26 protein-coding genes are annotated in these 25,487 nt (G+C 64.6%); 10 read left to right on the top strand and 16 right to left on the bottom strand.

What is annotated here, in order from left to right; translation table 11 throughout:
* Positions 1 to 8: 8 nt before the first annotated feature.
* The 3 genes from GEV39_RS15285 (at position 9) to GEV39_RS15295 (ending at position 1,947) form a co-directional block, all read left to right on the top strand.
* A complete protein-coding gene (locus tag GEV39_RS15285) occupies positions 9 to 437 on the top strand; it encodes a DUF411 domain-containing protein (RefSeq protein ID WP_173890159.1) in 429 nt (142 codons plus the stop codon).
* The gene (locus GEV39_RS15290; RefSeq protein ID WP_173890161.1) at positions 437 to 874 is read left to right on the top strand and encodes a YqaA family protein; all 438 of its coding nucleotides are present in this window, start codon (positions 437 to 439) and stop codon (positions 872 to 874) included. The genes GEV39_RS15285 and GEV39_RS15290 overlap by 1 nt, the downstream gene beginning before the upstream one ends.
* Positions 875 to 948: 74 nt before the next feature.
* Positions 949 to 1,947: an alpha/beta fold hydrolase gene (locus tag GEV39_RS15295; protein WP_173890162.1), complete on the top strand. Its 999-nt coding sequence runs from the start codon at positions 949 to 951 to the stop codon at positions 1,945 to 1,947.
* Positions 1,948 to 1,970: 23 nt separating this feature from the next.
* Here GEV39_RS15295 and zapE read toward each other — a convergent pair whose 3' ends face one another.
* The 5 genes from zapE to GEV39_RS15320 form a co-directional block, all read right to left on the bottom strand.
* Positions 1,971 to 3,077, bottom strand: a complete 1,107-nt coding sequence (zapE, locus tag GEV39_RS15300) for a cell division protein ZapE (RefSeq protein ID WP_173890163.1) — start codon at positions 3,075 to 3,077, stop codon at positions 1,971 to 1,973.
* 33 nt (positions 3,078 to 3,110) lie between these two features.
* Positions 3,111 to 4,262 (bottom strand): PQQ-dependent sugar dehydrogenase, encoded by a 1,152-nt coding sequence (locus GEV39_RS15305; RefSeq protein ID WP_173890165.1) that lies wholly within the window; start codon positions 4,260 to 4,262, stop codon positions 3,111 to 3,113.
* A gap of 22 nt (positions 4,263 to 4,284) precedes the next feature.
* A complete protein-coding gene (locus GEV39_RS15310) occupies positions 4,285 to 4,602 on the bottom strand; it encodes a hypothetical protein (RefSeq protein WP_173890166.1) in 318 nt (105 codons plus the stop codon).
* A gap of 142 nt (positions 4,603 to 4,744) precedes the next feature.
* On the bottom strand, positions 4,745 to 5,710 hold the full coding sequence (gene speB, locus GEV39_RS15315) for an agmatinase (protein ID WP_173890168.1): 966 nt from the start codon (positions 5,708 to 5,710) through the stop codon (positions 4,745 to 4,747).
* Between the two features lie 24 nt (positions 5,711 to 5,734).
* Positions 5,735 to 6,814, bottom strand: a complete 1,080-nt coding sequence (locus tag GEV39_RS15320) for an extracellular solute-binding protein (RefSeq protein ID WP_173890170.1) — start codon at positions 6,812 to 6,814, stop codon at positions 5,735 to 5,737.
* A 102-nt stretch (positions 6,815 to 6,916) separates the two neighbouring features.
* Between GEV39_RS15320 and GEV39_RS15325 the strand changes: the two genes are divergently transcribed.
* A complete protein-coding gene (locus GEV39_RS15325) occupies positions 6,917 to 7,807 on the top strand; it encodes a LysR family transcriptional regulator (RefSeq protein ID WP_173890172.1) in 891 nt (296 codons plus the stop codon).
* Between the two features lie 121 nt (positions 7,808 to 7,928).
* Here the strand turns inward: GEV39_RS15325 and GEV39_RS15330 are convergent, their stop codons facing one another.
* Together GEV39_RS15330 and GEV39_RS15335 are read right to left on the bottom strand one after the other, a co-directional pair.
* Entirely contained in the window at positions 7,929 to 10,355 is a 2,427-nt protein-coding gene (locus GEV39_RS15330; RefSeq protein ID WP_173891715.1) for a TonB-dependent receptor, read from the bottom strand.
* A 124-nt stretch (positions 10,356 to 10,479) separates the two neighbouring features.
* Positions 10,480 to 11,604 (bottom strand): sigma-70 family RNA polymerase sigma factor, encoded by a 1,125-nt coding sequence (locus tag GEV39_RS15335; RefSeq protein WP_173890174.1) that lies wholly within the window; start codon positions 11,602 to 11,604, stop codon positions 10,480 to 10,482.
* 134 nt (positions 11,605 to 11,738) lie between these two features.
* Here GEV39_RS15335 and GEV39_RS15340 point away from each other — a divergent pair, with 134 nt between their 5' ends.
* Positions 11,739 to 12,221: an LEA/WHy family protein gene (locus GEV39_RS15340; protein WP_173890176.1), complete on the top strand. Its 483-nt coding sequence runs from the start codon at positions 11,739 to 11,741 to the stop codon at positions 12,219 to 12,221.
* 11 nt (positions 12,222 to 12,232) lie between these two features.
* Here GEV39_RS15340 and GEV39_RS15345 read toward each other — a convergent pair whose 3' ends face one another.
* Positions 12,233 to 12,496, bottom strand: a complete 264-nt coding sequence (locus tag GEV39_RS15345; protein ID WP_173890178.1) for a hypothetical protein — start codon at positions 12,494 to 12,496, stop codon at positions 12,233 to 12,235.
* A gap of 122 nt (positions 12,497 to 12,618) precedes the next feature.
* Between GEV39_RS15345 and GEV39_RS15350 the strand changes: the two genes are divergently transcribed.
* Positions 12,619 to 12,939 (top strand): ElaB/YgaM/YqjD family protein, encoded by a 321-nt coding sequence (locus GEV39_RS15350; RefSeq protein WP_173890180.1) that lies wholly within the window; start codon positions 12,619 to 12,621, stop codon positions 12,937 to 12,939.
* 26 nt (positions 12,940 to 12,965) lie between these two features.
* Here GEV39_RS15350 and GEV39_RS15355 read toward each other — a convergent pair whose 3' ends face one another.
* On the bottom strand, positions 12,966 to 13,583 hold the full coding sequence (locus tag GEV39_RS15355) for a MiaE family protein (protein ID WP_173890182.1): 618 nt from the start codon (positions 13,581 to 13,583) through the stop codon (positions 12,966 to 12,968).
* Between the two features lie 154 nt (positions 13,584 to 13,737).
* On the opposite strand from GEV39_RS15355, the gene GEV39_RS15360 reads away from it, so the two are divergent.
* Positions 13,738 to 14,601: a universal stress protein gene (locus tag GEV39_RS15360; protein WP_173890184.1), complete on the top strand. Its 864-nt coding sequence runs from the start codon at positions 13,738 to 13,740 to the stop codon at positions 14,599 to 14,601.
* 53 nt (positions 14,602 to 14,654) lie between these two features.
* Here the strand turns inward: GEV39_RS15360 and GEV39_RS15365 are convergent, their stop codons facing one another.
* The 6 genes from GEV39_RS15365 to GEV39_RS15390 form a co-directional block, all read right to left on the bottom strand.
* Positions 14,655 to 14,858 carry a formate dehydrogenase subunit delta gene (locus tag GEV39_RS15365; RefSeq protein ID WP_009684206.1) on the bottom strand — a complete coding sequence of 68 codons (204 nt, stop codon included), beginning with the start codon at positions 14,856 to 14,858 and terminating at the stop codon, positions 14,655 to 14,657.
* Positions 14,855 to 17,725, bottom strand: coding sequence for a formate dehydrogenase subunit alpha (gene fdhF / locus GEV39_RS15370; RefSeq protein ID WP_173890186.1), 2,871 nt, complete (start codon positions 17,723 to 17,725; stop codon positions 14,855 to 14,857). Before fdhF ends, GEV39_RS15365 begins: the two co-directional genes overlap by 4 nt.
* Positions 17,722 to 19,281 (bottom strand): formate dehydrogenase beta subunit, encoded by a 1,560-nt coding sequence (locus tag GEV39_RS15375; RefSeq protein WP_173890188.1) that lies wholly within the window; start codon positions 19,279 to 19,281, stop codon positions 17,722 to 17,724. The genes fdhF and GEV39_RS15375 overlap by 4 nt, the downstream gene beginning before the upstream one ends.
* Positions 19,275 to 19,757, bottom strand: a complete 483-nt coding sequence (locus tag GEV39_RS15380; protein WP_173890190.1) for a formate dehydrogenase subunit gamma — start codon at positions 19,755 to 19,757, stop codon at positions 19,275 to 19,277. Before GEV39_RS15380 ends, GEV39_RS15375 begins: the two co-directional genes overlap by 7 nt.
* Before the next feature lie 228 nt (positions 19,758 to 19,985).
* Positions 19,986 to 20,483 (bottom strand): PaaI family thioesterase, encoded by a 498-nt coding sequence (locus tag GEV39_RS15385; RefSeq protein WP_173890192.1) that lies wholly within the window; start codon positions 20,481 to 20,483, stop codon positions 19,986 to 19,988.
* A gap of 57 nt (positions 20,484 to 20,540) precedes the next feature.
* Positions 20,541 to 21,923 (bottom strand): amino acid permease, encoded by a 1,383-nt coding sequence (locus GEV39_RS15390; protein WP_009684211.1) that lies wholly within the window; start codon positions 21,921 to 21,923, stop codon positions 20,541 to 20,543.
* A 256-nt stretch (positions 21,924 to 22,179) separates the two neighbouring features.
* On the opposite strand from GEV39_RS15390, the gene gcvA reads away from it, so the two are divergent.
* Together gcvA and GEV39_RS15400 are read left to right on the top strand one after the other, a co-directional pair.
* Positions 22,180 to 23,076 (top strand): transcriptional regulator GcvA, encoded by an 897-nt coding sequence (gcvA, locus tag GEV39_RS15395; RefSeq protein ID WP_054914150.1) that lies wholly within the window; start codon positions 22,180 to 22,182, stop codon positions 23,074 to 23,076.
* A gap of 125 nt (positions 23,077 to 23,201) precedes the next feature.
* On the top strand, positions 23,202 to 24,452 hold the full coding sequence (locus GEV39_RS15400; protein ID WP_173890194.1) for a 2-aminoadipate transaminase: 1,251 nt from the start codon (positions 23,202 to 23,204) through the stop codon (positions 24,450 to 24,452).
* Positions 24,453 to 24,455: 3 nt separating this feature from the next.
* On the opposite strand, the gene GEV39_RS15405 is transcribed toward GEV39_RS15400, so the two are convergent.
* A complete protein-coding gene (locus GEV39_RS15405; protein ID WP_173890196.1) occupies positions 24,456 to 24,758 on the bottom strand; it encodes a hypothetical protein in 303 nt (100 codons plus the stop codon).
* Between the two features lie 243 nt (positions 24,759 to 25,001).
* Here GEV39_RS15405 and GEV39_RS15410 point away from each other — a divergent pair, with 243 nt between their 5' ends.
* Complete coding sequence (locus GEV39_RS15410; RefSeq protein WP_173890197.1) at positions 25,002 to 25,427, top strand: hypothetical protein; 426 nt, start codon at positions 25,002 to 25,004, stop codon at positions 25,425 to 25,427.
* Positions 25,428 to 25,487 lie beyond the last annotated feature (60 nt).

Raw genomic sequence — 25,487 nt, forward strand, 5'->3', positions numbered from 1 at the left:
GGTGCGACATGCTGCGTAAACATCTGTTGACCCTGGGCCTGCTGGCCATGAGCGGCCTGGCCCAGGCTGGCGACACCATCGACGTGTACCGCGACCCCAACTGCGGCTGCTGCAAAGCCTGGATCAGCCACCTGCGCGAAAACGGTTTCACCGTCAACGACCATATCGAACCGAACATGAGCGCGGTCAAGCAGCGCCTGGGCGTGGCCCCACGCCTGGCTTCGTGCCATACCGGGGTGATCGACGGCAAGTTCGTCGAAGGCCACGTGCCGGCCGAACAGGTACGCCTGTTGAGCCAGCGCAACGACCTCAAGGGCCTGGCCGTGCCGGGCATGCCGATGGGCTCACCGGGCATGGAAATGGGCGACCACAAGGATGCCTACCAGGTGATCGGGGTAACCCAGGGCGGCCAGGACACCGTGGTCGCCAGCTACTGATGCTCGGCCTGTGGGCGCTGTTTTTCAGTGCCTTTGGCGCGGCCACCCTGCTGCCGCTGCAATCGGAAGCCGTGCTGGTCGGGCTGTTGCTGGGCCAGCCCGAGGCCTGGGCCACCCTGCTGCTGGTCGCCACCTTGGGCAACGTGCTTGGTTCGGTGGTGAACTGGCTGTTGGGCCGGGCCATCGAGCACCTGCGCGACAAGCGCTGGTTCCCCTTCAGCACCGCGCAGTTGGCACGTGCGCAGCAGCGCTACCAGCGCTGGGGCCAATGGTCGCTGCTGCTCAGCTGGATGCCGGTGATTGGCGACCCTTTGACGCTGATCGCCGGGATCATGCGCGAACCGTTCTGGCGTTTCCTGCTGCTGGTGAGCGTTGCCAAAGCAGGGCGCTATGCGCTGCTCACCATGATCACCCTGGGCTGGTTTCACGCTCGGTAACACCTTTCACCCGCCCCCTGGTCCAGGGGCTGTTACAGTGCTTTTTCCTACAAGGTTCTACAGGGAGTTCCCCCATGTTGCGCGCAACAGCTCTGGCCTTGGCGTGCCTGGCCGGCGGTTCGGCCTTCGCTGCCGAATCGCCCACCTTCGGCCCCCAGCTCGAAGGTTTCCGCTACCCGCATCCGCTCCAGCATTTCGACTTCAAGTCCCAGGGCCAGGCCCTGCAGATGGGCTACATGGACGTGCCTGCACAAGGCCAGGCCAACGGCCACAGCGTGGTGTTGATGCACGGCAAGAACTTCTGCGCCGCCACTTGGGAAACCACCATCGAGGCGCTGAGCAAGGCCGGCTACCGAGTGATCGCCGTCGACCAGGTCGGCTTCTGCACGTCCAGCAAACCGGCGCACTATCAGTACAGCTTCCAGCAGCTGGCAGAGAACACCCATGCCCTGCTGGAGCGCCTGGGAATCAAGCGTGCCAGCGTGCTCGGCCACTCCACCGGGGGCATGCTCGCCACCCGTTACGCGCTGATGTATCCGCAACAGGTCGAGCGGCTGGCGATGGTCAACCCGATCGGCCTGGAGGACTGGAAGGCGCTCGGCGTGCCCTACCGCACCGTGGACCAGTGGTATGCCCGCGAGCTGAAGCTCAATGCCGAAGGTGTACGCGAATATGAGCGCAAAACGTATTACGCGGGCCGCTGGAAGCCGGAATACGAGCGCTGGGTGCAGATGCTGGTGGGGCTCAACCAGGGCCCCGGGCATGAAGCGGTAGCGTGGAACTCGGCACTGATCTACGACATGATCTTCACCCAGCCGGTGTACCACGAGTTCAAGGACCTGCAGATGCCCACCTTGCTGTTGATCGGCGACAAGGACAGCACGGCGATCGGCAGTGATATCGCGCCGCCGGAGGTCAAGGCCAGGTTGGGCAAGTATGCCGAACTGGGGCCGCAGGTGACCAAGCTGATCCCCAAGGGTGAGCTGATCACCTTCGAAGGCATGGGGCACGCGCCGCAGATCGAAGAGCCGGTCAGGTTCAACCGCACGCTGATCGAATGGTTGGGGCGGTGAGCGGCTGTCGGGCCTGGCCCCCGTCATCCAAACCGCTGCAATTGCATCTCCCGTAGCCGGCTCAGGGTGCGTTGATAAGGGAACGCCAGGTACCCCTGGGTGTAGAGCGCATCGAGCGGTACGTGCGCCTCCAGGTACAACGCCACCCGGCGGTCATAACATTCGTCGACCAGGGCAATGAACCGGCGCACCGCGTCGTCGTTGGGCGACAAGGCGGGCAGCTGGCGATCGCCCGCCGCTACCCGCAGCGCCGCATCCTCGGTGCCACGGGCAATGCGCCCCGCCCGCTGTTCACCGCCCAGTGCCGGCACTGCCGATACCAGAATGGCTGCAAAACGGTCGCACAAAGCCATGAAGTCCACGGCTGCCAGGGGTTGCTCGCACAGGTCGGCAAAACGGCACCAGATGGCGTGATCATTGCGGCGCACCACCTGGATCTGCCGGGCGCCGATCAACAACGGCCGGTCGGTGCCGCTATCGTCCGGGCCAAGCTGGCGGAACACCTCGCCCAGCCGGCTGGCCTGCCCCGCCTCCACCACCCAGTAGCGCTGCCGCGCTGCGCCGGGATGCAGGCGGTGATCCTGGCCGCCGGCCACCGGCAGCACCTGCATGTGCCGCTGTATTGCGGCGATAGCCGGCAAGAAGCGCTGGCGGTTGAAACCGTCGCGGTACAGGTGCTCGGGTGGCTGATTGGAGGTGGCGACAACCACCACCCCCCCGTCGAACAGCACCTGGAACAGCCGGCCAAGAATGATCGCATCGCCAATGTCACTGACGAACAGTTCGTCGAAGCACAATACCCGAATCTGGCCGGCGAGCTCCCGGGCCAGCGCTTGCAATGGGTCGGCAGTGCCATTGAGCTGGAACAGGCGCTGGTGCACCCAAGCCATGAAGTGGTGGAAATGCTGGCGTCGGCTGGGCACGGTCAGGCAGCGATGGAACTGGTCCATCAGCCAGGTCTTGCCACGGCCGACCGGCCCCCACAGGTAGATACCCTGGGCCGGGCGGCCCTGTTCAACGGCCTGAAAACAGCCCTGCAAGGCGTCAACGGCCCGCGCCTGGGCAGGGTCGGCGATATAGCCCTGGGTAGCCAAGGCTTGCTGGTAAAGGGATTGCGGGGTCATGGCCATGCCGCATTCTACACGGCCAAGGCCGCGTCAGGTTCAGGGCTCCTTGCTCAGGCCGACCTTGAGCAGCGCCCCATCCTTGTCATCGGTGAGTACGTACAAATACCCATCCGGCCCCACCCGTACATCGCGGATGCGCGCTTTCAGATCACCAAGCAGGCGCTCTTCATGCACCACCTTGTCACCCTTCAATTGCAAGCGGATCAGTTCCTGCGTGGCCAGCGCACCAATGAACAGGTTGTGGTCCCACGCCTTGAAGGTGGGGCTGTCGTAGAACGCCATCCCGCTGATGCCCGGCGACTTCTCCCAGACATGGTGCGGGTCGACCATACCCTTGACATGCTTGCCCTTGGCCTCGGGAATCGGCAACAGTGAATAATTGATGCCATGGGTGGCGACCGGCCAACCGTAGTTCTTGCCGGCCTCGGGAATGTTGATTTCATCACCACCGCGCGGGCCGTGTTCGTGGGTCCACAGCCTGCCAGTCCAGGGGTTGAGCGCGGCGCCTTGCTGGTTGCGATGGCCATACGACCAGATTTCCGGCCGCACATTGTCCCTGCCGACAAACGGGTTGTCCTTGGGCACTTTGCCATCCGGCCAGATTCGCACGACCTTGCCCTGCAGTTTGTCCAGGTCCTGCGCGGTGGCGCGCTGGTTGTTCTCGCCCAGGGCGATGAACAGGTAGCCATCACGGTCGAACACAAGCCGCGAGCCGAAATGGTTACCCACCGACAACTTGGGCTGCTGGCGGAAGATCACGTTGAAGTTCTCCAGCCGGGCGCGGTCTTCGGACAATTGCCCGCGGCCGACCGCCGTGCCGGCCTTGCCGTCACTGCCCTCCTCGGCGAAGGACAGGTAGACCGTGCGGTCTTTGGCGAAGTCTGGCGACAACGCCACATCCAGCAGGCCACCCTGGCCCTCGGCCCACACTTTCGGCACGCCATTGATGGGCGGGCCGACCTTGCCCTCGGCGTTGACCAGGCGCAGGTTGCCGGCACGCTCGGTGACCAGCATGTCCTTGCCACCCGGCAGGAACGCCAGCGCCCATGGGTTGCGCAGGCCATCGGCCACGGTGCTGACGGTCAGGCTGCCTTCTTCACTGGGAAACTGCTGTTCGGACGCGGCCTGGGCCAGCAGGGGCAGCAGCGCAGCGGCGGTCAGGGTGGCTAGCCAGGGTGCTCGGAGCATGCACAATTCCTTTCAAGTGGGCTTATGGCGCACGCGGGTTGTCGCGCGCTGGCCGGGACGGTTCCAGGTTCGGGGTTTGCTGCTGGCGACGCAGGTTGTCGCCGTTGCCGATGCCGCGGTTGTCCAGCGTGGGCACACGCTGTTGCGGCTCGGTAGACGGGCCGCGCACCGGCGGGGTGGCCGGCAGGCTGCCCTGGCGGCTATTGGGGTTGGCGCGCTGAATCGGGCTGTTGTACGGGTTCCGGTAGTCGGCAGCGAGCTGCAACGGCGGCTGCGAAGCCGCTTGCACGGGCAGGCACAAGGCCAGGCCAAGGGCCAGCGTGGGCAATGTCGGACTCATGCTTCACCTCCTGTACGAAAACGCGGCGCCTGCTGGCTTTGATAGCCGAAGGCGCCAGGGGTTCGCGGCCAGATGTGTGAAAGCAGGTGGAGTTGCATCCTGATGTTTCAGCAGGCGCCTGGGGCCGCTGGCGGCCCCGCCCTCATTGGCCGGTATCGACCTTGTGCCGCGCGGCATACAGGCACAGCATCTCCATCGCCAGGGTTGCCCCAGCCAGTGCGGTAATGTCGGCATGGTCGTAAGCCGGTGCCACTTCCACCAAGTCCATGCCTACCAGGTTCATGCCGCGAAGCCCGCCGAGAATTTCCAGTGCCTGCACCGTGCTCAAGCCACCACACACCGGCGTGCCGGTGCCAGGCGCGTAGGCCGGGTCCAGGCAGTCGATATCGAAGGTCAGGTACACCGGGCGCTCGCCCACGCGCTGGCGAATGGCCGCAATGACCGCCTCGGTGCCCTGCCGGTGCACCTGCCGGGCGTCCAGGATGGCGAAGCCCTGGCTGTCGTCGTTGGTGGTCCGCAGGCCGATCTGCACCGAGTGGGCGGGGTCGACCAGGCCTTCACGGGCGGCATGCCAGAACATGGTGCCATGGTCGATGCGTTTGCCCTCCTCGTCCGGCCAGGTGTCGCTGTGCGCATCGAAATGCACCAGCGCCAGCGGGCCATGGTGGCGGGCATGGGCCTTCAACAGTGGGTAGCTGATGAAATGGTCGCCGCCCAGGGTGAGCATCGCGCAGCCGGCTTGCAGAATGTGTTCGGCATGGGCTTCGATGCTATTGGGTACCGACTGCGGCGTGCCGCTGTCGAAGGCGCAGTCACCATAGTCGATCACCGCCAGGTGATCGAAGGGGTCGAACGCCCACGGCCAGTGGCGGGCCCACGCCTGCTGCACCGAGGCGGCACGAATGGCCCTGGGGCCGAAGCGTGCGCCGGGCCGGTTGCTGGTGGCGGTATCGAACGGTACGCCGCTGACCACCACATCCACCCCACGCAGGTCGCGGCTGTAGCGGCGGCGTGAAAAACTGGTGATGCCGGCATAGGTACTTTCGGCGGCAGTGCCATACAGGCTGTCGCGGGTAATGGCCTGGTCGTTGTTCAAGGCTTGCTCCACGGTCGGGCTCCTCGGTCTGCAGGATTATTGCCGGCTGCGAAAGGCAGTCCACAGGCGGTTGCGCTGGCGCAGGTCGGCCAGGGCCATGCTGCGGTCGGCGAACAGCCGCTGACGGACTTCGGCCGGCGGGTAGATATCCGGGTCGGTGCGCACGGCTTCATCCACCAGCGGCGTGGCGGCCTGGTTGGCGTTGGCGAAAAACAGCGTGTTGGTCAGCGCCGCCACCGACTCGGGCTTGAGCATGAAGGCGATGAACGCCCGCGCCGCCTCCGGGTGAGGTGCATCCTTGGGGATGGCCAGGTTGTCTTGCCACACCAGCGTGCCCTCGCGGGGGATGCGGTAGATCAGCTCGAACGGCTTGCCGGCACGCCGGGCCTGGTCGGCGGCCATGGCGGCATCGCCGTTGTAGGTCAGCGCCAGGCACACGCTGCCGTTGGCCAGGTCGCTGATCTGCCGGCCATTGGCAACGTAGCTGATCGACGGCTGCAATTGGCCCAGCAGCTTCTGAGCTGCTGCAAGGTCGTCCTTGTTCTGGCTGTACGGGTCCTTGCCCAGGTAGTGCAAGGCCACGCCGATCACCTCTTGCGGCGAGTCGGGCATGGCGATCCCGCAGTCTTTCAGGCGGCTGGCGTACTCAGGCTTGAACAGCAGGTCGAGGCTGTCCAGCGGTACCTCGCCCAGGCGCTGGCGCACCGCCTGTACGTTCACCCCCAGGCCCAGCGTGCCCCAGGTGTAAGGCACTGCGTAACGGTTGCCGGGGTCGGCCGCGGCGAGCTTGGCCAGCAGGTCGCGGTCGAGGTTGGCGTAGCCGGGCATGGCCTGGGCCTGCAACGGCTGCAGGGCATTGGCCTTCAGCGCCCGCGCCAGCACCGTGGCGGACGGCACGACAACGTCGTAACCGCTGCCCCCGGTAAGCAGTTTGGTTTCCAGCACCTCGGTGGTATCGAAGGTGTCGTAGCGGACCTTGTAGCCGGTCTCCTGCTCGAAGCGCTGGAGGGTCTGCGGGGCGACATAGTCCGCCCAGCTGTAAAGGTTCACGACTTTCTCTTCGGCTTGCAGCGGCAAGGCCAGTACCAGCGACAACAGGCACAACGATGAACGCATGACAGACACCTCGGCAAATGGGTGGATGCCGCGAGCATGTCAGCCGGGTTACATTGAAGAAATGGCAAGTTTGCAAAGCTGACATTCATCAGGAGCAATGCAATGCTCGGACAAGTGCATGACCCCGACCTGCACCTGCTGCGGCTGTTCGTCACTGTAGCCGAGGCCGGTGGTTTCAGCGCTGCACAGGGGCTGCTGGGCTTGAGCCAGCCCACCATCAGCCAACGCATGGCCCAGCTGGAAACACGCCTGGGCTACCGCCTGTGCAGCCGGGGCAAGGGTGGTTTCCGGCTGACCGAGAAAGGCCGGATGCTGTTGGAAGCCACGCGCGCGCTGCTGCTGAACATCGAGCAGTTTCGCCAGCAGGCCAACGGTGTTGCCGGGCGACTGCTGGGCACCGTGCGCATCGGCCTGGCGGAAAACCAGGACAAGCAAGTGAGCCTCAAGCTGGCGGCGGCGATCACGGCATTTCGCCGCCGTGACGAGTCGGTGCAACTGGAACTGATCAGTGCGCCACCGGCGGAGCTGGAGCGGTTGTTGCTGGAGCAGCGGCTGGACTACGCCATCAGCTATTTTTCCGGTAAACAGGCAGCGTTCGACTACCAGCCCGTGTTCGAGGAACGGCAGCGGCTGTATTGCGGCAAAGGGCATCCCTTGTTCGGCGTGCCGCAGGTGCCGCACCAGCGTTTGCTGGAGCAGGACCAGGTGCGCCACCCGTACCGTTTCATCGAAGGCGACGAGCCGTTCCAGAGCAGGCACGGCATGGCGGTGGCAGAACAGATCGAGAGCGTGCTGACGTTCATTCTATCGGGCAGGCACATTGGTTATCTGCCATGTCACACCGCTCTGGCGTGGGAGGCCGAAGGGCAGCTGTGGGCGCTGGACCCGGGGCTGGATTTTGTCGTGCCGTTTACCCTTGCCCGGCACCGGGGCCAGGTGGCCGGCGAGGCACAGCAGGCGTTTGCCGAAGATGTATTGGCGGCCTTCGCCTGAAAGCCAAGCACGGTGCCTGTAGGAGCGGCCTTGCGTCGCGAAGGGCCGCAAAGCGGCCCCGGCAACCAATACTGAATGCTCAACCCAAAGGGCCCCAGGCACCCCTGCCATGCGCCCAGGCTCAGTAAGCCAAGCTCCAGGTCAGCGTATAGGTGCGCCCGCGCCCCTGGTAGTCATACAGGTACGCCGGCCCGTAGGTCGGCGAATAGAACAGCGTCGCGCGCTGCCCCCAGACCGTACTGTACTGCTTGTCCAGCAGGTTCTGGATACCCGCGCTGAAAGTGCCGAAACCGGTGTCCTGGCTGGCCAGCAGGTCGAAGGTGGTGTAGCCGTCGATCTCATGGTCGGCGTCGTCCTTCAGGCTGAACGCGTGGTTGGCCTGCAGCCGCGCGCTGCGGCCGTCTCCCTTCCAGCCAACGAAGCCGGTGGCCTTCGACAGCGAGGCATAGCGGGCATCGCGCTTGATCCAGCCGCCGTCGACAGCCTCTTCCTCGGAGCGGGTCAGGTGCAGCGTGCCGCCCGCTTCCCAACCGCTCTGGAAGTGGCGGGTCAATGCCCCTTCAAAGCCGAAGTCACGGCTCTTCTGCTCTTCGACATTGATGGTGAGCGTTTGCGAGTCGACGTTGATGATCTTGTCCGACCAGATGTAGTACAGCGCTGCCTGGGCGTCCCAGTCCAGGTCGGCATAGCGCCAGCCCAGTTCCACCTGACGGCTCTTGATCCCGGCCAGGGGGTTGTCTGCCACGCTCAGGCCCGGCTTGCCGTAGTACTTGGCCGGGTCTGGCAGGTCGAAGCCTTCGCCGTAGTTGGTCCACACCTGATGGCCATTCTTGAAGTCGTAAATGGCGCCGACGTTGAACAGGTTGACCTGGTAATCGTTGCTGCCGCCGGGCACGCCCTTGAAGTCGCTGACATCCACGTCCATCTGCTGGCGCCGGGCGCCGCCAGACAAGGTCAGGTTGTCAGTGGCGCGCCAGTCCAGCTGCCCATACAGCGAAACGCCGTCCACCCGATAGCTCGGGTAACGTGCGGCCTTGCTCTCCTTCTCCAGGTCCAGGCCACCGGATTCGGACGAGGTCTGTGCGTTGAAGGTGGTCTGCTCGGCACTGAAGCGCTCGCGGTCCAGGTCAACGCCATAGGTCAGCTTGAGCGTGTCCCATTGCTTGGCGAACAACCCCTTGAGGCTGGAAACCTCGAAGTTCTGCTGCGAGGCAGCAAAGTACACCCCGCGTGAGCCCGTAGGGGTGGCCCGGTTGTAGTACGGGAACGGGTAGAAGTTGTCGTCTTCCTTGCGGTACGACGCTTGCAGGTAGAAGTCCTGGCCGAGCACGTCGCTGTGGTGGTAGTTGGCATTGAGCAGCAGGCGCCGGGTGCGCGGCTCCAGGCCGGCTGAATAGCCGCTGCGCAGCTCGGCATCTTCCAGGTCGGAGGGCGCGTTGTAGTTCAGGTTGGGGAAGTAGATACCGGTACTGCCGTGGTTGCCCGAGTCGTAATACTGGGCCAGCAGGTCAAGGCTCTGCTGCTCGTTCAACTGCATGCCCAAGCTGCCGAGCACATCGATCGTGCGGTTGTACTGCAGGTCGGTCTGGGTGTTGTCGATGAAGATCTGCTCGCCCGATCCGTCGTAGAACGCTTCGTTCTGCTCGCCGGAGATACCCAGGCGGGCATTGATCCGCTCGTTGCCGCCGCTGATCGACTGGGCAAAGCGGGTGGCCAGGTCGTCGCTGTTGTTGAAGCCGCTGCTGGCACCTAACTGGGTCTCGAAACGGGCCGGCCCGGGTTCGCCCTTCTTGGTGACAATGTTGATGATACCGCCGGTGGCGCCCCCGCCGTAGATGGCGCTGGCACCAGACAGCACTTCGACGCGCTCGACATTGAACGGCGAAATACTGTCGAACTGGCGTGACAGCCCCCTTGAACTGTTCTGGCTGACCCCGTCGATCATCACCAGCACATTGCGCCCACGCATGTTCTGGCCGTAGTTGGTGCGCCCTTCCGGTGCCAGGTCCAGGCCCGGCACCAGCTTGCCGATGGCTTCCTTCAGGCTGACGCCACTGTCGATCTGTTCGCGCAGTTGCTGTTGGTCGACCACCCACACGGTCCCGGGGATTTCGCTGATTGCCGTGCTGGTGCGCGAAGCCACACTGACTTCGATCGGCTTGAGGTTGACCGCCTGCGGCGCAGCCTCGGCCTTGCGCAGGGTAACTGTGCGGGCATCGCTGAATTGCCAGCCCATGCCACTACCGGCCAGCAATTGTTGCAGCGCCTGCTCGACACTGTAGCTGCCGCGCAGGGCCGGGCCGGCCAGGCCGGCGACATCGCTCGTGGTGTACAGCAAGTGCAGGCCAGCCTGGTCGGCAAACGCGGTCAGGGCCTGGTCCAGCGGCTGGGCAGGCAGGTCAAGCTGAACCTGCCGGGCCTGCAGTTGGGCGTTTTCGGTGGTAGTCGAAGCGGCCGCATGCAGCGGGCCGCTCAGCATGGCCAGGGCACTGCAAGACAACAGGGCATGGTGAAGTGAACCGCGGCGGCGGGGCAAAGGCTTGGGCATCAGAGACACGTAGGCGCTTCCTGACAAGTCGTAAATGAGAATGAGTTGCTGATCAGTCTCACTACGACGATCTGGCTTGCAGGAACTTGCAGTGCCCACTGCAAATTTTTTCTGCGCTGGCCGCTCAATGCACCACGGCCAACCAAGGCAGGTAGGTCACCTTCAGCCCATAACGCTGCTCCAGGCTGCGCAACAGCGCCTGCGGCTCATCCAGGTCGAAGACCCCACTCACCTCCAACGCCGCCAGCTTGCTGTCGGACAGCACGATGCGCCCGTGCCGGTAACGCTCCAGCTCTTGCAGCACCTGCCCCAACGGCTTGCCATTGAAGATCAGCTTGCCCCGCTGCCAGGCCAACTGGGCACCGGCATCCGCCGCTACTGCCAACGGCTGCTCGCCGACCTTGGCCTCGCCACGTGCCAGTACCACGTGCCCATCACGGCGCACGCTGAAGGTGGCGGCACGCCCCTGCACCGCTGCACCGGCCGTGTCCACCACGAACGGCCGGGCATCATTCGCCACTTCGAACAGCGCCTCCCCTGCAGCCAGCACCACGCGCCGCTCATGCTCGCTGAATACCACGCGCAAGGCGCTGGCACTGTTCAGGGTGACCCGCGTGCCATCGGCCAACGTCACGACTTGCCGCTCACCCACGCCAGTGTGGTAATCGGCCAGCAACATCGGCGCCTGCTGCCAGGCGACCAAGGCGGTAATCAGCAACACCCCGCAGGCCGCTACGCCCGCCTGCTGCAGCCACCGGCGGCAATGGCGCAGGGCCTGGCCAATGTACTTGGCCACCATGCTTTGCGACACGCCAAGGCGTTGCGCGACCTGCTTCTGGGTCAGGCCGTCTACGCGGTTCAGCAACAACGCCTGGCGGGCCTTGCAGGGCAACTGCAACAGCGCCTGATCGAGCAGTTGCAGGCGCTCACGCGCCAGCAACACCGCCTCGGGCTCTGGCGCTGGGCAGGCTAGCTCGCCTGCCCCGTCGCAATCATCGTGGCTGGCCGCAATGCGTTGCTCGCGGCGCAGGGCGTCGATCGCCAGGTTACCCGCCACGCGGAAGATGAAACTGCGCGCGTGCAGCACCGGCAAAGCCTGCTCGTCGATGTGCACCAGCTTGAGGTAGGTTTCCTGCGCGACGTCGGCGGCACGCTGGCGGTCGCTCATGCGCCGGGTCAGGAACTGCAGCAAGTCGTCGTAGTGCTCCTGGAAACTCGCCAGAAGGCCCGACACAGGTGAAGTCAGCATGGGTTTGGGAACGACCAGTAAGAGAAGTTATCGGCTGTTAATGAGAAACAGTATCTTTCATCTAGGCCAACACTTTCAACGCCGGCGCGCATTTGCCACACTGACGGCTCGTTCACTTAGGCAAGGTCGTACCCATGGTTGCCCGACTGCACCGCTACACCCGCCTGCTCATCGCCCTGTGCCTGACCAGCAGCCTGGCGGCCTGCGCGCTCTTGCAGCCACGCGACCCGCTGAACATCAGCGTGATCGGCATAGAACCGCTGCCGGGGCAGGAACTGGAGTTGCGCATGGCCGTGAAAATGCGGGTGCAGAACCCCAACGAAGAGGCAATCGACTACAACGGCATCGCCCTCGACCTGGCGGTTAACGGCCAGCCACTGGCTGCCGGGGTCAGTGACCAGCAGGGGCACATTGGCCGCTACGACGAGGCGGTGATCGTGGTGCCGGTGAGCATCACGGCGTTCTCTTTCCTGCGCCAGGCCTACGGGCTGGGCCAGGTGGGTACCCTGCAGGGCCTGCCCTACAAGCTGCGCGGCAAGCTGGCCAGCGGGCCATTGGGCACCGTGCGCTTCACCGACGAGGGCAAGCTGGACCTGCCCAAAGGGGCCAACTGGTAAACAGCGGGCGCTTAGCGGTTGGCGCTGGCTGCTGCCATCAGCTTGTTGACTTCGCTGCGGACCATGCTGGCGTATTCGGGCGGCGACATGCCCTCCAGCTCAGCGCGTACCCACTCGGCCCATTTGCCCTTGCGCCGTGGCTTCTCGGCGATCAGCCGGGCGGCTTCGCCCTTGGCCTTGCCCAGGTTGGTCTGCCACAGTTCGAACAGCCGGGCCTTCTCTGCCTCGATCTGCGCCCGTTCCTCGAAGCTCATGTTGGCCAGATTGAAACTCATGCATCACCTGCTAGACCGTAAATGGCGGCTATGTTACACCAACGCGCCAACCTCACGCCGAAGCAACTTTTCCGGCGCGCAAGTATCCATTGTTCAAACCACCCATCGACGAGGACACTTTCATGGCCCGGAAAAAAGCCACGCTGGCCGACAGCGACCAAATCAAGGACCAGGTCTTCAGCGAATTGCAGGCGCTGATCGAAGAATCGGAGAAACTGCTCAACGACAGCGCTGCCCTGGTTGGCGAAGAAGCCGACAGCCTGCGCGCGCAGGTCAGCCTGAAGCTGAAACAGGCACGCCAAGCCGCCGCAAACGTGCGTAACAAAGCGCAGCCCATGGTCAATGCCACACAGGACTACATCGGTGGCCACCCATGGCAAACCGTGGCCATTTCCGCCGGCCTCGGCCTGGTGGTGGGCCTGCTACTGGGCCGGCGCAACTGACCGAGCGGCCGCGCCGGCGGCACGAATCAGGCGGCCTGCGCCAGCGGAATCCCGCTGTGGAAGCGCAACTCCTGGTCCGGTGACTGGATAAGCTCCGCTTCCGCCGCACGCACCAGTTCAATGCGGCGGGCAATGTCCGCCACCTCACCATAGTGGTGCGCCAGTTTCAGGTAACCCTGGTAATGGCGCGCCTCGCTTTTCAGCAGGCCGTGGTAGAAACGGCCCAATTCTTCATCCAAGTGCGGCACCAACGCGGCAAAGCGCTCGCAGCTGCGCGCTTCGATGAACGCCCCGACCACTAGTGTATCCACCAGCTTGACCGGCTCATGGGCGCGCACCAGCCGGCGCAGCCCCGATGCGTAGCGCCCCGCCGACACCGGCCGCAGCGGTACACCACGGCGTTTCATAAGGCGCAGCACCTGCTCGTGGTGCACCAGCTCCTCGCGCGCCAGGCGCGACATCATGTTGATCAGGTCAAGGTGGGTGTTGTACTTGGCGATCAGGCTCAGGGCAGTGCTGGCGGCCTTGAATTCGCAGTTCTTGTGGTCGATCAGCAAGGTTTCCTGGTCGGCCAGCGCTGCTTCGATCCAGGCGTCTGGCGTCGGGCAGCCCAGGAAGGCATCGATTTCGGGGGTCAGGGACATGAGCATGCAACCACACGGAACAGGCAGGGCTGGCGATTATACCGGCGGCGGCGGTCGGCGCCAGTGGCTATGCTTGATGTGTATCAAGCACCCGACCGGGCAGCGGGGACTATAGTCAGGCATTGGTCGCCCCCTTTGACTGGAGTTAACGCCCATGCAAGCCATCCGCAGCATTCTGGTGGTGCTCGACCCCGAACACGCCCACAGCCGGGCACTGACCCGGGCCAAGCTGATTGCAGGCGTCACCGGCGCGCGCCTGCACCTGCTGATGTGCGACAAACGGCATGACCACAGCGCGCTGTTGAGTGTGCTGAGCCGCCAACTGCACGACGACGGTTATGACAATGTCTCCCACGAAGAAGCCTGGCGCGATAACCTGCACGACACCATCATCGACGTGCAGCAGGCCGAAGGCTGTGAGCTGGTAATCAAGGAACACCGCCCCGACAACCCGCTGAAAAAGGCCCTGCTCACCCCCGGTGACTGGAAACTGCTGCGTCAATGCCCGTGTGCCGTGCTGATGGTCAAGAGCGAGCGGCCGTGGACTGGCGGCAGGATTCTGGCCGCGGTGGATGTGGGCAACCAGGACGAGGATCACCGCCGCCTGCACGCCAGCATCATTGACCATGGCCATGACATCGCCGCGCTGGCCAAGGGCGAGCTGCATGTCATCAGCGCACACCCGTCGCCCATGCTGTCGGCGGCCGACCCGGTCTACCAGTTGAGCGAAACCATCGAGGAACGCTACCGTGAAGCGTGCAAGGCGTTCCAGGCCGAGTACGCCATCAGCGACCAATGCCTGCACGTGGCCGAAGGGCCGGCAGATGTACTCATCCCCCACACCGAGCAGGGGTTGGATGCGGTGGTGACCGTGATCGGTACGGTGTGCCGCACAGGGATTATCGGGGCGTTGATTGGCAATACTGCAGAGGTGGTACTCGATAAGCTGAAGGGCGACGTGCTGGTGCTCAAGCTCGAGGAAACCAGCGCCAATCTGGCCGAACGGGTCCGGGGTTGACGCCCCTGCAGGCGCGCCACGGGGGCGAGCCTGCACACGGGCGCAGGTACCCGTCAGCCCAATGCTTCACGCACCTTCGGGTCCAGCCCCTCCCCGTCGTTGGCTGCAATCCACTCCAGCAGCTGCCTGCGCATGGCCGGCGTCCAGAAGCTTTGCAGATGCTGGCGTACCCCCTGCACGGCCAGCGCTCGGTTAGGCTCGCTATCGAAATAATGGGCAATCTGGTTAGCCATCTTGACCAGGCTGGCGCTGCTCATTGGCGTACCTCGGCTTTCTCCGCTGTGCGGCGCTCCTGCAGCAGGCGCCGCTGTTCGTCACTGAAGTCCTGATAGCGCTGCTGCCATTGCGAGGGCTGGAACACTTTGACCACCTCCACCGCCGTGACCTTGTACTCGGGGCAGTTGGTGGCCCAGTCGGAGTTGTCGGTGGTGATCACGTTGGCCCCCGACTCGGGGAAGTGGAACGTGGTGTACACCACCCCCGCGGCCACTCGCGCACTGACCTTGGCGCGCAGCACCGTCTGCCCGGCACGGCTGCCAATGCCAACCCAGTCGCCATCCTGGATACCCCGGCTTTCGGCATCGGTAGGGTGGATTTCCAGGCGGTCGGCGTCGTGCCAGGCCACGTTGCCGGTGCGCCGCGTCTGCGCGCCGACGTTGTACTGGCTGAGGATGCGCCCGGTGGTCAGCAACAACGGGTAGCGGCTGTTGACCTTTTCGTCGGTTGGCACATAGCCGGTAAGCATGAAGCGGCCCTTGCCCCGCACGAACTGGTCGATGTGCATGGTTGGCGTGCCATCCGGCGCCGCCTCGTTGCAGGGCCATTGCAGGCTGCCATGGCGTTCGATTTCGGCGTAACTGACCCGGCGGAAGGTCGGGGTCAGGCGGGCGATTTCATCCATGATCTCGGACGGGTGGCGGTAGTGCATCGGGTAGCCCAGGGCGTCGGCCAGGGCGATGGTAGCTTCCCAGTCAGCCTTGCCGGCAAGCGGTTCCATGACCTTGCGCACCCGTGAAATACGCCGCTCGGCGTTGGTGAAGGTGCCGTCTTTTTCCAGGAACGAACTGCCTGGCAAAAACACATGGGCGAACTTGGCGGTTTCGTTGAGGAAGATGTCCTGTACCACCACGCACTCCATCGCGAGCAAGGCGGCCGTGACGTGCTGGGTGTTGGGGTCACTTTGGGCAATGTCTTCACCCTGGCAGTACAGCGCCTTGAAGCTGCCGTCCAGCGCTGCCTCGAACATGTTGGGAATACGCAGGCCCGGGTCGGGCTGCAAGGTCACGCCCCAGGCCTGCTCGAACTCTTCACGCACCGCTTGGTTGGAGATATGCCGGTAACCGGGCAACTCATGGGGGAACGAACCCATGTCGCACGAACCCTGCACGTTGTTCTGGCCGCGCAGTGGGTTGACCCCTACCCCTTCACGGCCGATGTTGCCGGTGGCCATGGCCAGGTTGGCGATGGCCATCACCGCGGTGCTGCCCTGGCTGTGCTCGGTCACCCCAAGGCCGTAATAGATGGCCGCATTACCGCCGGTGGCGTACAGCCGGGCGGCGGCGCGGATCTGCTCTGGCGCTACGCCACACACCGGGCCAAGCACTTGCGGGGCGTTCTCGGCACGGCTGACGAAGTCGCGCCAGCGGGCAAAGTCTTCGGTTTCGCAGCGGGCATCGATGAAGCCCTGGGCCAGCAGGCCCTCGGTGACGATCACATGGGCCAAGGCGTTGAGCATGGCCACGTTGGTGCCAGGGCGCAGTTGCAAGTGCAGCTCGGCACGGGCGTGCGGCGCGTCGACCAGGTCGATGCGCCGTGGGTCGATCACGATCAGCCGCGCGCCCTGGCGCAGGCGGCGCTTTAGCTGCGAGCCGAACACCGGGTGGGCGTCGGTAGGGTTGGCACCGATCACCAGTATCACGTCGGCCTGCATCACCGAGTCGAAGCTTTGCGTACCTGCCGACTCGCCGAGGGTCTGCTTCAGGCCATAACCGGTCGGTGAATGGCAGACCCGCGCACAGGTGTCGACGTTGTTGTTGCCGAACGCCGTACGCACCAGCTTCTGCACCAGGTACGCCTCTTCGTTGGTGCAGCGGCTGGAGGTAATGCCGCCAATGGAGTCACGCCCATACTTGAGCTGGATACGGCGCAATTCGCTGGCGGCGTAGTTCACCGCCTCGTCCCAGCTGACCTCTTGCCACGGGTCCTCCAGGCGCTTGCGGATCATCGGTTTGGTGATGCGGTCCGGGTGGGTCGCGTAGCCCCAGGCGAAACGCCCTTTGACACAGGCGTGGCCATGGTTGGCGCCGCCGTTCTTGTCCGGGACCATGCGCACCAGCTGGTCCCCTTTCATTTCTGCGCGGAACGAGCAGCCCACACCGCAGTAGGCACAGGTGGTGACCACCGAACGCTCGGGCTGGCCCAGTTGCACCAGGCTTTTTTCGGTCAGGGTCGCCGTTGGGCAGGCCTGCACACAGGCGCCGCACGACACGCACTCCGAAGCCAGGAAATTGTCCCCGCCGGCCGCCGCCACCCGCGACTCGAAACCACGCCCGGTGATGGTCAGGGCGAAGGTGCCCTGGATGTCCTCGCAGGCGCGCACGCAGCGGCTGCAGACAATGCACTTGCTCGGTTCATAGTCGAAATACGGGTTGGAAACGTCCTTTTTCTCCGCCAGGTGGTTGGCGCCTTCGTAGCCGTAGCGCACCTCGCGCAGGCCAACCTGGCCAGCCACGGTTTGCAGTTCGCAGTTGCCGTTGGCCGAACAGGTCAGGCAGTCCAGCGGGTGGTCGGAGATATACAGCTCCATCACGTTGCGGCGCAAGCCGGCCAGGCGCGGGGTTTCGGTGCGCACCACCATGCCTTCGCTGACCGGCGTGGTGCACGACGCCGGGTAGCCGCGCATGCCTTCGATTTCCACCATGCACATGCGGCACGAGCCAAAGGCTTCAAGGCTGTCGGTGGCACACAGTTTGGGGATGCTGGTGCCGAGCATGGCCGCGGCGCGCATCACCGAGGTGCCGGCCGGCACGCTGATGGCACGGCCATCGATGCTCAGGCTGACCTGCACGTCGCTGTCGCGAGCCGGGGTGCCCAGGTCGGTTTGCGGGTCGAAGAAGTTGATCACTGTGCGGCCTCCGTGGTGGTCAGCCCGAAATCGGCGGGGAAGTACTTGAGGGCGCTGGCGACCGGGTAGGCGGTCATGCCACCCATGGCGCACAGCGAACCGTACTGCATGGTGTCGCACAGGTCGCGCAGCAACAGGGCGTGGTCATGGCGCTCGCCCGTCTCGCTGCTGGCGATCAAGCGGTCGACCACCTCCATGCCCCGTGTCGAGCCGATGCGGCACGGGGTGCACTTGCCGCACGACTCCTCGGCGCAGAACTGCAAGGCAAAACGCGCCATGCTGGCCATGTTCAGGGTGTCGTCGGCGACCACCACACCGCCATGGCCGAGCATCGCGCCCATGGCGGCGAAGGCTTCATAGTCCAGCGGCGTGTCGAAGTGGCTGGGCGGCACCCAGGCGCCAAGCGGGCCCCCGACCTGCGCAGCTTTCAGCGGCCGGCCACTGGCCGTGCCGCCCCCGTAGCCCTCTACCAGCTCGCGCAGGGTCAGGCCAAAAGCCCGCTCCACCAGGCCACCGTGGCGCACATTGCCGGCCAGCTGGAACGGCATGGTCCCCAGTGAGCGGCCCATGCCGAAGTCTCGGTAGAACGCCGCGCCCTTGGCCAGGATGATCGGCACCGAGGCCAGGGTGAGCACGTTGTGCACCAATGTCGGCAAGCCGAACAGGCCTTGCAGCGCGGGCAGTGGCGGCTTGGCGCGGACGATGCCGCGCTTGCCCTCGATCGATTCGAGCAGTGCGGTTTCTTCACCACAGATGTAGGCGCCGGCCCCCACCCGTACCTGCAGCTCGAAGGCCCGGCCGCTACCGGCCACGTTGGCCCCCAGGTAACCGGCCGCGCGGGCGACGGCAAACGCCTGCTCGAGCACACGGATGGCGTCGGGGTATTCCGAGCGCACGTAGATGTAGCCCATGTCGGCGCCCACGGCGAGGCCGGCAATGATCATGCCTTCGATCAGCAGGAACGGGTCGCCCTCCATCAGCATGCGGTCGGCAAAGGTGCCGGAGTCGCCCTCGTCGGCATTGCACACCACGTACTTCTGGCCTGCGCCAGCGTCCCGCACGGTGCGCCACTTGATACCCGCCGGGAAGGCCGCCCCCCCGCGGCCGCGCAAGCCGGAGTCCAGCACGGCAGCGACCACTTCGGCGCCGTCCAGCGCTACCGCGGCTTCAAGGCCGGCGAAACCGCCGTGCGCCCGGTAGTCGTCCAGCGACAACGGGCGGGTAATGCCGGCGCGGGCAAACAGCAGCCGTTGCTGGGTCTTGAGGTAGGGGATGGCCTCGACCGGCCCAAGCGCCAGCGGGTGCTCGGCGGGCTCACCGGCCAGGGCATCGAGCAGCGCCGGCACGTCTTGTGCGGTAACCGGGCCAAAGCCGAGGCGGCCTTGCGCACTGTCGCACTCGACCAGCGGCTCCAGCCAGTACAGCCCACGCGAGCTGGTGCGCTGGATTTCCAGCGGCAACTGGCGCCGCTCGGCTTCGCGCTGGAAGGCCTCGGCGACCTGGTCGGCGCCCACGGCGCGGGCGACCGAATCACAGGCAATGAACAGCGTCAGCATGCTGCATCCTCCTGGCAGGCATTGACCAAGGCGCGCAAGCGCTCGGGGGTGAGCCGTGCGTGCACCTGGCCGTCGAGTTCCAACGCGGGGGAGCAGGCGCAGGCGCCCAGGCAGTACACCGGGCGCAGGCTGATGGCGCCGTCTGCGCTGGTGCCATGGTCGTCGAGTGCCAGCTGTTCACGCAGCTGCGCCGCGAGTGCTTCGGCGCCACGGCTCTGGCACGACTCGGCGCGGCACAGGCGCAAGGTATGGCGTGCCGGCGGCGCAGTGCGGAAATCATGATAGAAACTGATTACCCCACGCACCTCGGCCAGGCTGAGGTTGAGGGCATGGGCCAGTTCGGGAACGGCGGCATCGGGGATGTAGCCTAGGTCATGCTGGATAGCATGCAGCATCGGCAACAGGGCGCCCGGGGTGTCTTTGTCGCGCGCCAGAATGCGCTGGATAACGGGCAGTTGGAGCAATTCATCAGGCATACAGCGGACCTCGGCATCACGGACCCTGCCTGTTTTCTTGTAATGGCAGGTATCCAGCGTGTTCTGCTGCGGCACGCCGGCAACGTCACGGTTGCGCGATGGCGGCGGCCTCCTCGCTGACGGCCGCGCATCTGCGTGCGCTGGTCCGACGGCATCCTGCAAGCATGGCACTTATGCCGCCGAAGGGTTGCGTACGAGCGACCAGGCGCATCCTGAAACCGACGCTGGTCAGCCCTGGCCGTGGGCCTTGAGCTTGAGTTTTTCGGTATCGACGCGGACGAACACCGAGTCCGCCGTCACGGTCAGCACATCGCCAGCCCAGACTTCACAGATCACCCGGCTTTTGCGCCCTACTTCACCTTCTACCCGGGCCTTGAGCAGCAATTCGATGCCCATCGGGGTGGGTTTCAGGTAGGTCAAGCTGAGAGTGCCGGTCACGCAGTCGATGCGCGGCACGCTGCCCGGCGCGCGGCCTTCGTGCCGGTAGTGGTAGGCCATGGCGGTCCAGTTGGAATGGCAATCGACCAACATCGCCAGCAGGCCGCCGTAGACCAGGCCTGGCCAACCGCTGAAGGTGCTGTCCGGGGCATGCCTGCAGACCAGGTGGATACCATCGGCATGCCAATGGCTTTGCAGGTGCAACCCGCTGGGGTGGGAGCAACCGCAGCCGTAGCAGGTACCGTCTGGTGCCGCCATGGCCTGGAGGGAAAGGGGCTGGTCGTTCATACGCTTCCTGTGCTGATGAAAAAGGGGGCGCGCAACGCCCCCATTAAAGCAGAAACATCAGGCGGCCTGCGCAACCACGCGGCCGCGCCGCTGGGTCAGCGACACCAGCAGGATGAACACAGTCACCGCGGCGGTCATCAGTGTTTCGTAGCGGTAGGCATCGCTGAACAGCATGTAGCCCAGCACCATGACAATGGTGCCGATCACCAGCCAGGTAAGGTAGGGGAACAGCCACATTTTCAGCTCCAGCGGGCGCCCTTCGCGTTCGGCGCGCGCCCGCATGCGCAGCTGCGACACGGCGATCACCAGGTACACCAGCAACGCGATGGCACCGGTGGTAGACAACAGGAAGCCAAACACCTTGCCAGGGAATACATAGTTGACCAGGCAACCGGCGAAGCCTGCCAAGGTGGAGAACAGCACGGCCACGGTCGGCACCCCAGAGCCAGAAATGCGCTTGGTCATGCTCAGCGCCTGGCCACGCGCGCCCAGCGAATAGAGCATGCGCGAGGCTGTGTACAGGCCCGAGTTCATGCAGCTGGTCACTGCCACCAGCACCACCAGGTCGACCAGCAGCTTGGCCCCCGGCACGTTCAACACCTCCAGCACCCGCTGGAATGAACCGACCGCCTTCAACGCCGGGTCGTTCCAGGCCACCAGCGACACCACCAGGAAGATCGAGGCCAGGTAGAAGATGGCGATGCGGTAGACCACCAGGTTGGTGGCACGGCGGATCTTGTCTTTCGGGTTGGCGGTTTCGTCAGCGGCGATGGTGACGATTTCGGCACCGAAGAACGAGAAGATGGTGATCAGCACGCCACCCAGTACGGTGCCGAAGCCGTTGGGCATGAAGCCGCCATGGTCCCACAGGCGGCTGACCCCGGACACCTCGGCCAGCGGCCAGAAACCGAACACCGCCAGCCCGCTGACCACGATGAACGCAATGATCGCCACCACCTTGACCAAGGCGAACCAGTACTCGAACGCACCGAAGTTCTTCACGCTGACCAGGTTGGTGCCCGCCAGCACCAGCATGATCAGGAAGGCGAACAGCCACGAGGGCACGCCTGGGAAGTAGGCATGCAGGATGTCGGCGCCGGCGATGGCTTCGACCGGAATGATCAGCACCCAGAACCACCAGTACAGCCAGCCGATGGTAAACCCAGCCCACGGGCCGATGGCCTCGCTGGCATAGGTCGAGAACGAGCCGCTGTTGGGGTTGGCGATGGCCATTTCACCCAGCATGCGCATGACCAGCAGCACCAGCAAGCCGGTCATGGCGTAGGAGATGAGGATCGCCGGGCCAGCGGTGGCAATGGCATTGGACGAGCCGATGAACAGGCCGGCGCCGATGATGCCGGCGATGGAAATCATGGACACCTGGCGCGAGGTCAGGCCGTGCTGCAAGGAGCGCTGTTTCTTGTTGTCGTGAGAAGCCATGAAGAACCCTCGAATGGGTCGGCCGCGGCATGGCGGCTGAAGGTCGGAGCAGAATTCTTTTAAATTTCTGATGCGCGTTGTTGTTGTTTTGCAAAGACCAAAAGCGGGTTAACGACCTCCTCTTTACATGACCGGTTGTCATTGTTGATCCAGGTCAGTATTAATCTATAGGCCGGGGTCAACAAACGACCTTTTCGAAACACATGATTCCGTTTTGGAATGAACTCCTCACTTTTTTGCTCGGTATTCGCCCGTCATGTCCAAACGCCTGATGCCCTCGACCACCGCCCTTCAGTGTTTCGAAGCGGCCGCCCGCCACCTCAGCTTCACCCGTGCGGCGCAAGAGCTGCACCTGACCCAGAGCGCAGTCAGCAAGCAGGTGGCGCAGCTTGAAGACATGCTCTCGCACTCGCTGTTCCAGCGTATTCGCCGGCGCCTGCACCTGACCCCGGCCGGCGCCCTGTACCTCACCGAAGTGAACAAGATCCTCACCCAGATCGATATTTCCAGCCGCTACATCCTCAGCTATGGCGACGAAACCGAAGTGCTGCGCATCGCTACCCAGCCCACCTTCGGCGCGCGCTGGCTGGTGCCCAGGCTCAAGGGCTTCGGCGACCGCTACCCGCGTATTCACCTGGACATACGCAACGAGCTGGAGCCGTTCGACCTGGTCCAGGCCAAGGCCGACATCGCCTTTTTCTTCGGCCAGGGCACCTGGCCCGGGGCAACCTGCATCGAATTGTTCAGTGAAGAGGTCGTGCCGGTGTGCAGCCCGCAGCTACTGGCCAGCCACCCTTTCGACAGTGCCCAGGCACTGACCGAGCACCGCTTGTTGCAGTGCGTGTCGCGGCCCGAAGCTTGGCATGAGTGGTTCCTGGGGCTGGGCTTGCACAGCCAGAACAGCTACCACGGGCCGCGTTTCGACACCTTCTACCTGTGCATCCGCGCGGCCATCGCCGGTTGTGGCATCGCCCTGATCCCACGCTACCTGGTGGCCGAGGAATTGAGCGAAGGCAAGCTGGTGGTGGCCTGGGACCACCCGGTGCCAAGCAATGGCCGGCACTTCATCGCCCATGCCGAACATGCCGCCGAAGTGCCCAAGATAAGGGCTTTTGTGCAGTGGATACGGGAGCGGGTAGCTGAGGGGGATTGATTTGAATGGCGAAGTATCGGCCAGATCACGAATCCATGGAATGACCGCAATCGAATAATTCGTTTGCGGAATAACCTGCGAACACGTTTGGATAATAAGAAACTCGAACAAGGTCCGCGTGCACCATGAACCAGGAAAGTATCAGCCAATCAATTGCCATCGTTCACCCAATCACACTTTCCCATGGTCGCAATGCCGAAGTCTGGGACACTGACGGCAAACGTTACATCGACTTTGTCGGCGGTATCGGCGTGCTCAACCTGGGCCACTGCAACCCGGCCGTGGTCGAGGCCATCCAGGCCCAGGCCACCCGCCTCACTCACTATGCCTTCAACGCCGCCCCCCATGGTCCGTACCTGGCGCTGATGGAGCAACTGAGCCAGTTCGTACCGGTCAGCTACCCGCTGGCCGGCATGCTCACCAACAGCGGCGCGGAAGCCGCGGAAAACGCCCTGAAAGTGGCCCGTGGCGCCACCGGTAAACGGGCCATCGTCGCCTTCGACGGGGGCTTCCACGGCCGCACCCTGGCTACCCTGAACCTCAACGGCAAGGTCGCCCCGTACAAGCAACGGGTGGGCGAACTTCCCGGGCCCGTCTACCACCTGCCCTACCCCAGCGTCGACACCGGGGTCACCTGCGAACAGGCACTCAAAGCCATGGACCGCCTGTTCAGCGTCGAGCTGGCCGTGGAAGACGTGGCGGCGTTCATTTTTGAGCCGGTGCAGGGAGAAGGTGGTTTCCTGGCCCTCGACCCTGCCTTCGCCCAAGCCCTGCGCCGCTTCTGCGACCAGCACGGCATCCTGATCATCATCGACGAGATCCAGTCAGGCTTTGGCCGCACCGGCCAGCGCTTCGCCTTCCCGCGCCTGGGGCTCGAGCCCGACCTGCTGTTGCTGGCCAAGAGCATTGCCGGGGGCATGCCCTTGGGTGCGGTGGTCGGGCGCAAGGACCTGATGGGGTCATTACCCAAGGGCGGCCTCGGCGGCACCTACTCGGGCAACCCCATTGCCTGTGCGGCAGCACTGGCCAGCCTGGCGCAGATGACCGACGAGAACGTGGCTACCTGGGGTGAGCGCCAGGAGCAGGCCATCGTCAGCCGCCACCAGCGTTGGACGGCCTCGGGCCGGTACCCGTTCATCGGGCGCCTGACCGGCGTGGGCGCCATGCGCGGGATTGAATTCGTCAATGCAGACGGCAGCCCGGCCCCGGCGCAACTGGCCAAGGTGCTGGGCGCGGCGCGCGCCAAAGGCCTGCTGCTGATGCCCAGCGGCAAGGCGCGGCACATCATTCGCCTGCTGGCACCGCTGACCATCGAGGCCGAGGTGCTCGAAGAAGGGCTGGATATCCTCGAGCAGTGCCTGGCGGAGTTGAACTGAGCGTTACAGGCCCAGTTCTGCCGGGGTGAGCATGTCGGACTCGAACGCGATCCAGCCGCCTTCGAGTTCGGCATGGCCATTGACGATCGGGCCGTAGTAGGTCAGGCCGTTCTCCAGGGTGACGCAAATGTGCGTGGCATTCTTTTCAGGCGCCGCGAGCGTACCGACGAAATGCACCTTTTTCAGGTTTTCGGTCACCGCCTCCAGGCCAACGCGCATATTGGGGTTCTCCGAGGCCTCGGTATCGCCCCCACGGTCCTCGGCGCTGATGGTGACGGTGGCGATGTACGGGTACTGGGTGCTCAAGCGGGGTTACCTCAATGGGTGGGTGGGCGTACGGGCGCGTAGAGTACGGCAGGCGTTGCCTGTTGTCTCTACTGGCCTCATCGCTGGCAAGTCAGCGCCCACAGGTATACAACCCTTGAATACGCTGCAGCCCCTGTGGGAGCGGGTTCACCCGCGAAGCGGCCAGCCCTGCAACAGGTGATCTGGCCGCCCCGATCTGTTAGGGTGCCCGCCGATGCACGCCACACCACACGAGGATCCCGAGTGAGCGCCGAAGAACCCCTGATCGCCGACCTGTTCGATGTCGACAAACGTCTGTCCCTCAAGCCGGTGGTGGACTTCAACAGCTACCTGCGCAACGCTTTCGGCGAGGGCCCGTGCCGCTGCCACCGCTGCGTCGAAGGTGCCGACCCCAGCACCTATAGCCCCGCGCACACCTTCACCTTCGACGGCCGCCCGTGGCACCGCCGTTTCGCCAGCACCGCCGGCAGCGATGTGGCCCAGGTGCTGAAGAAAGCCTGGCTGTCCTATACCAAGGCTGACCTGAACCTGATCGGCGCGCTGGACCTGGCCACGCTCAAGACCTTCACCGAAGCCGGCCTGCACCCACGCTTGCTGGCCCTGCTACCGGCGTGTGGCCTGGCTCGCGAAGTGGATGGCCAGTGGCTGCTGCAGGCCCAGGCCGACTGACAGCCCGGCGGCACGGCAGGATTCCACGGGTCTGCTAACGTGGTGGAATCCGCCCAGCCG

Origin of the sequence: Pseudomonas sp. NY5710 (assembly GCF_013305665.1) — a bacterium.
Classification (GTDB): Bacteria; Pseudomonadota; Gammaproteobacteria; order Pseudomonadales; family Pseudomonadaceae; genus Aquipseudomonas; species Aquipseudomonas juntendi.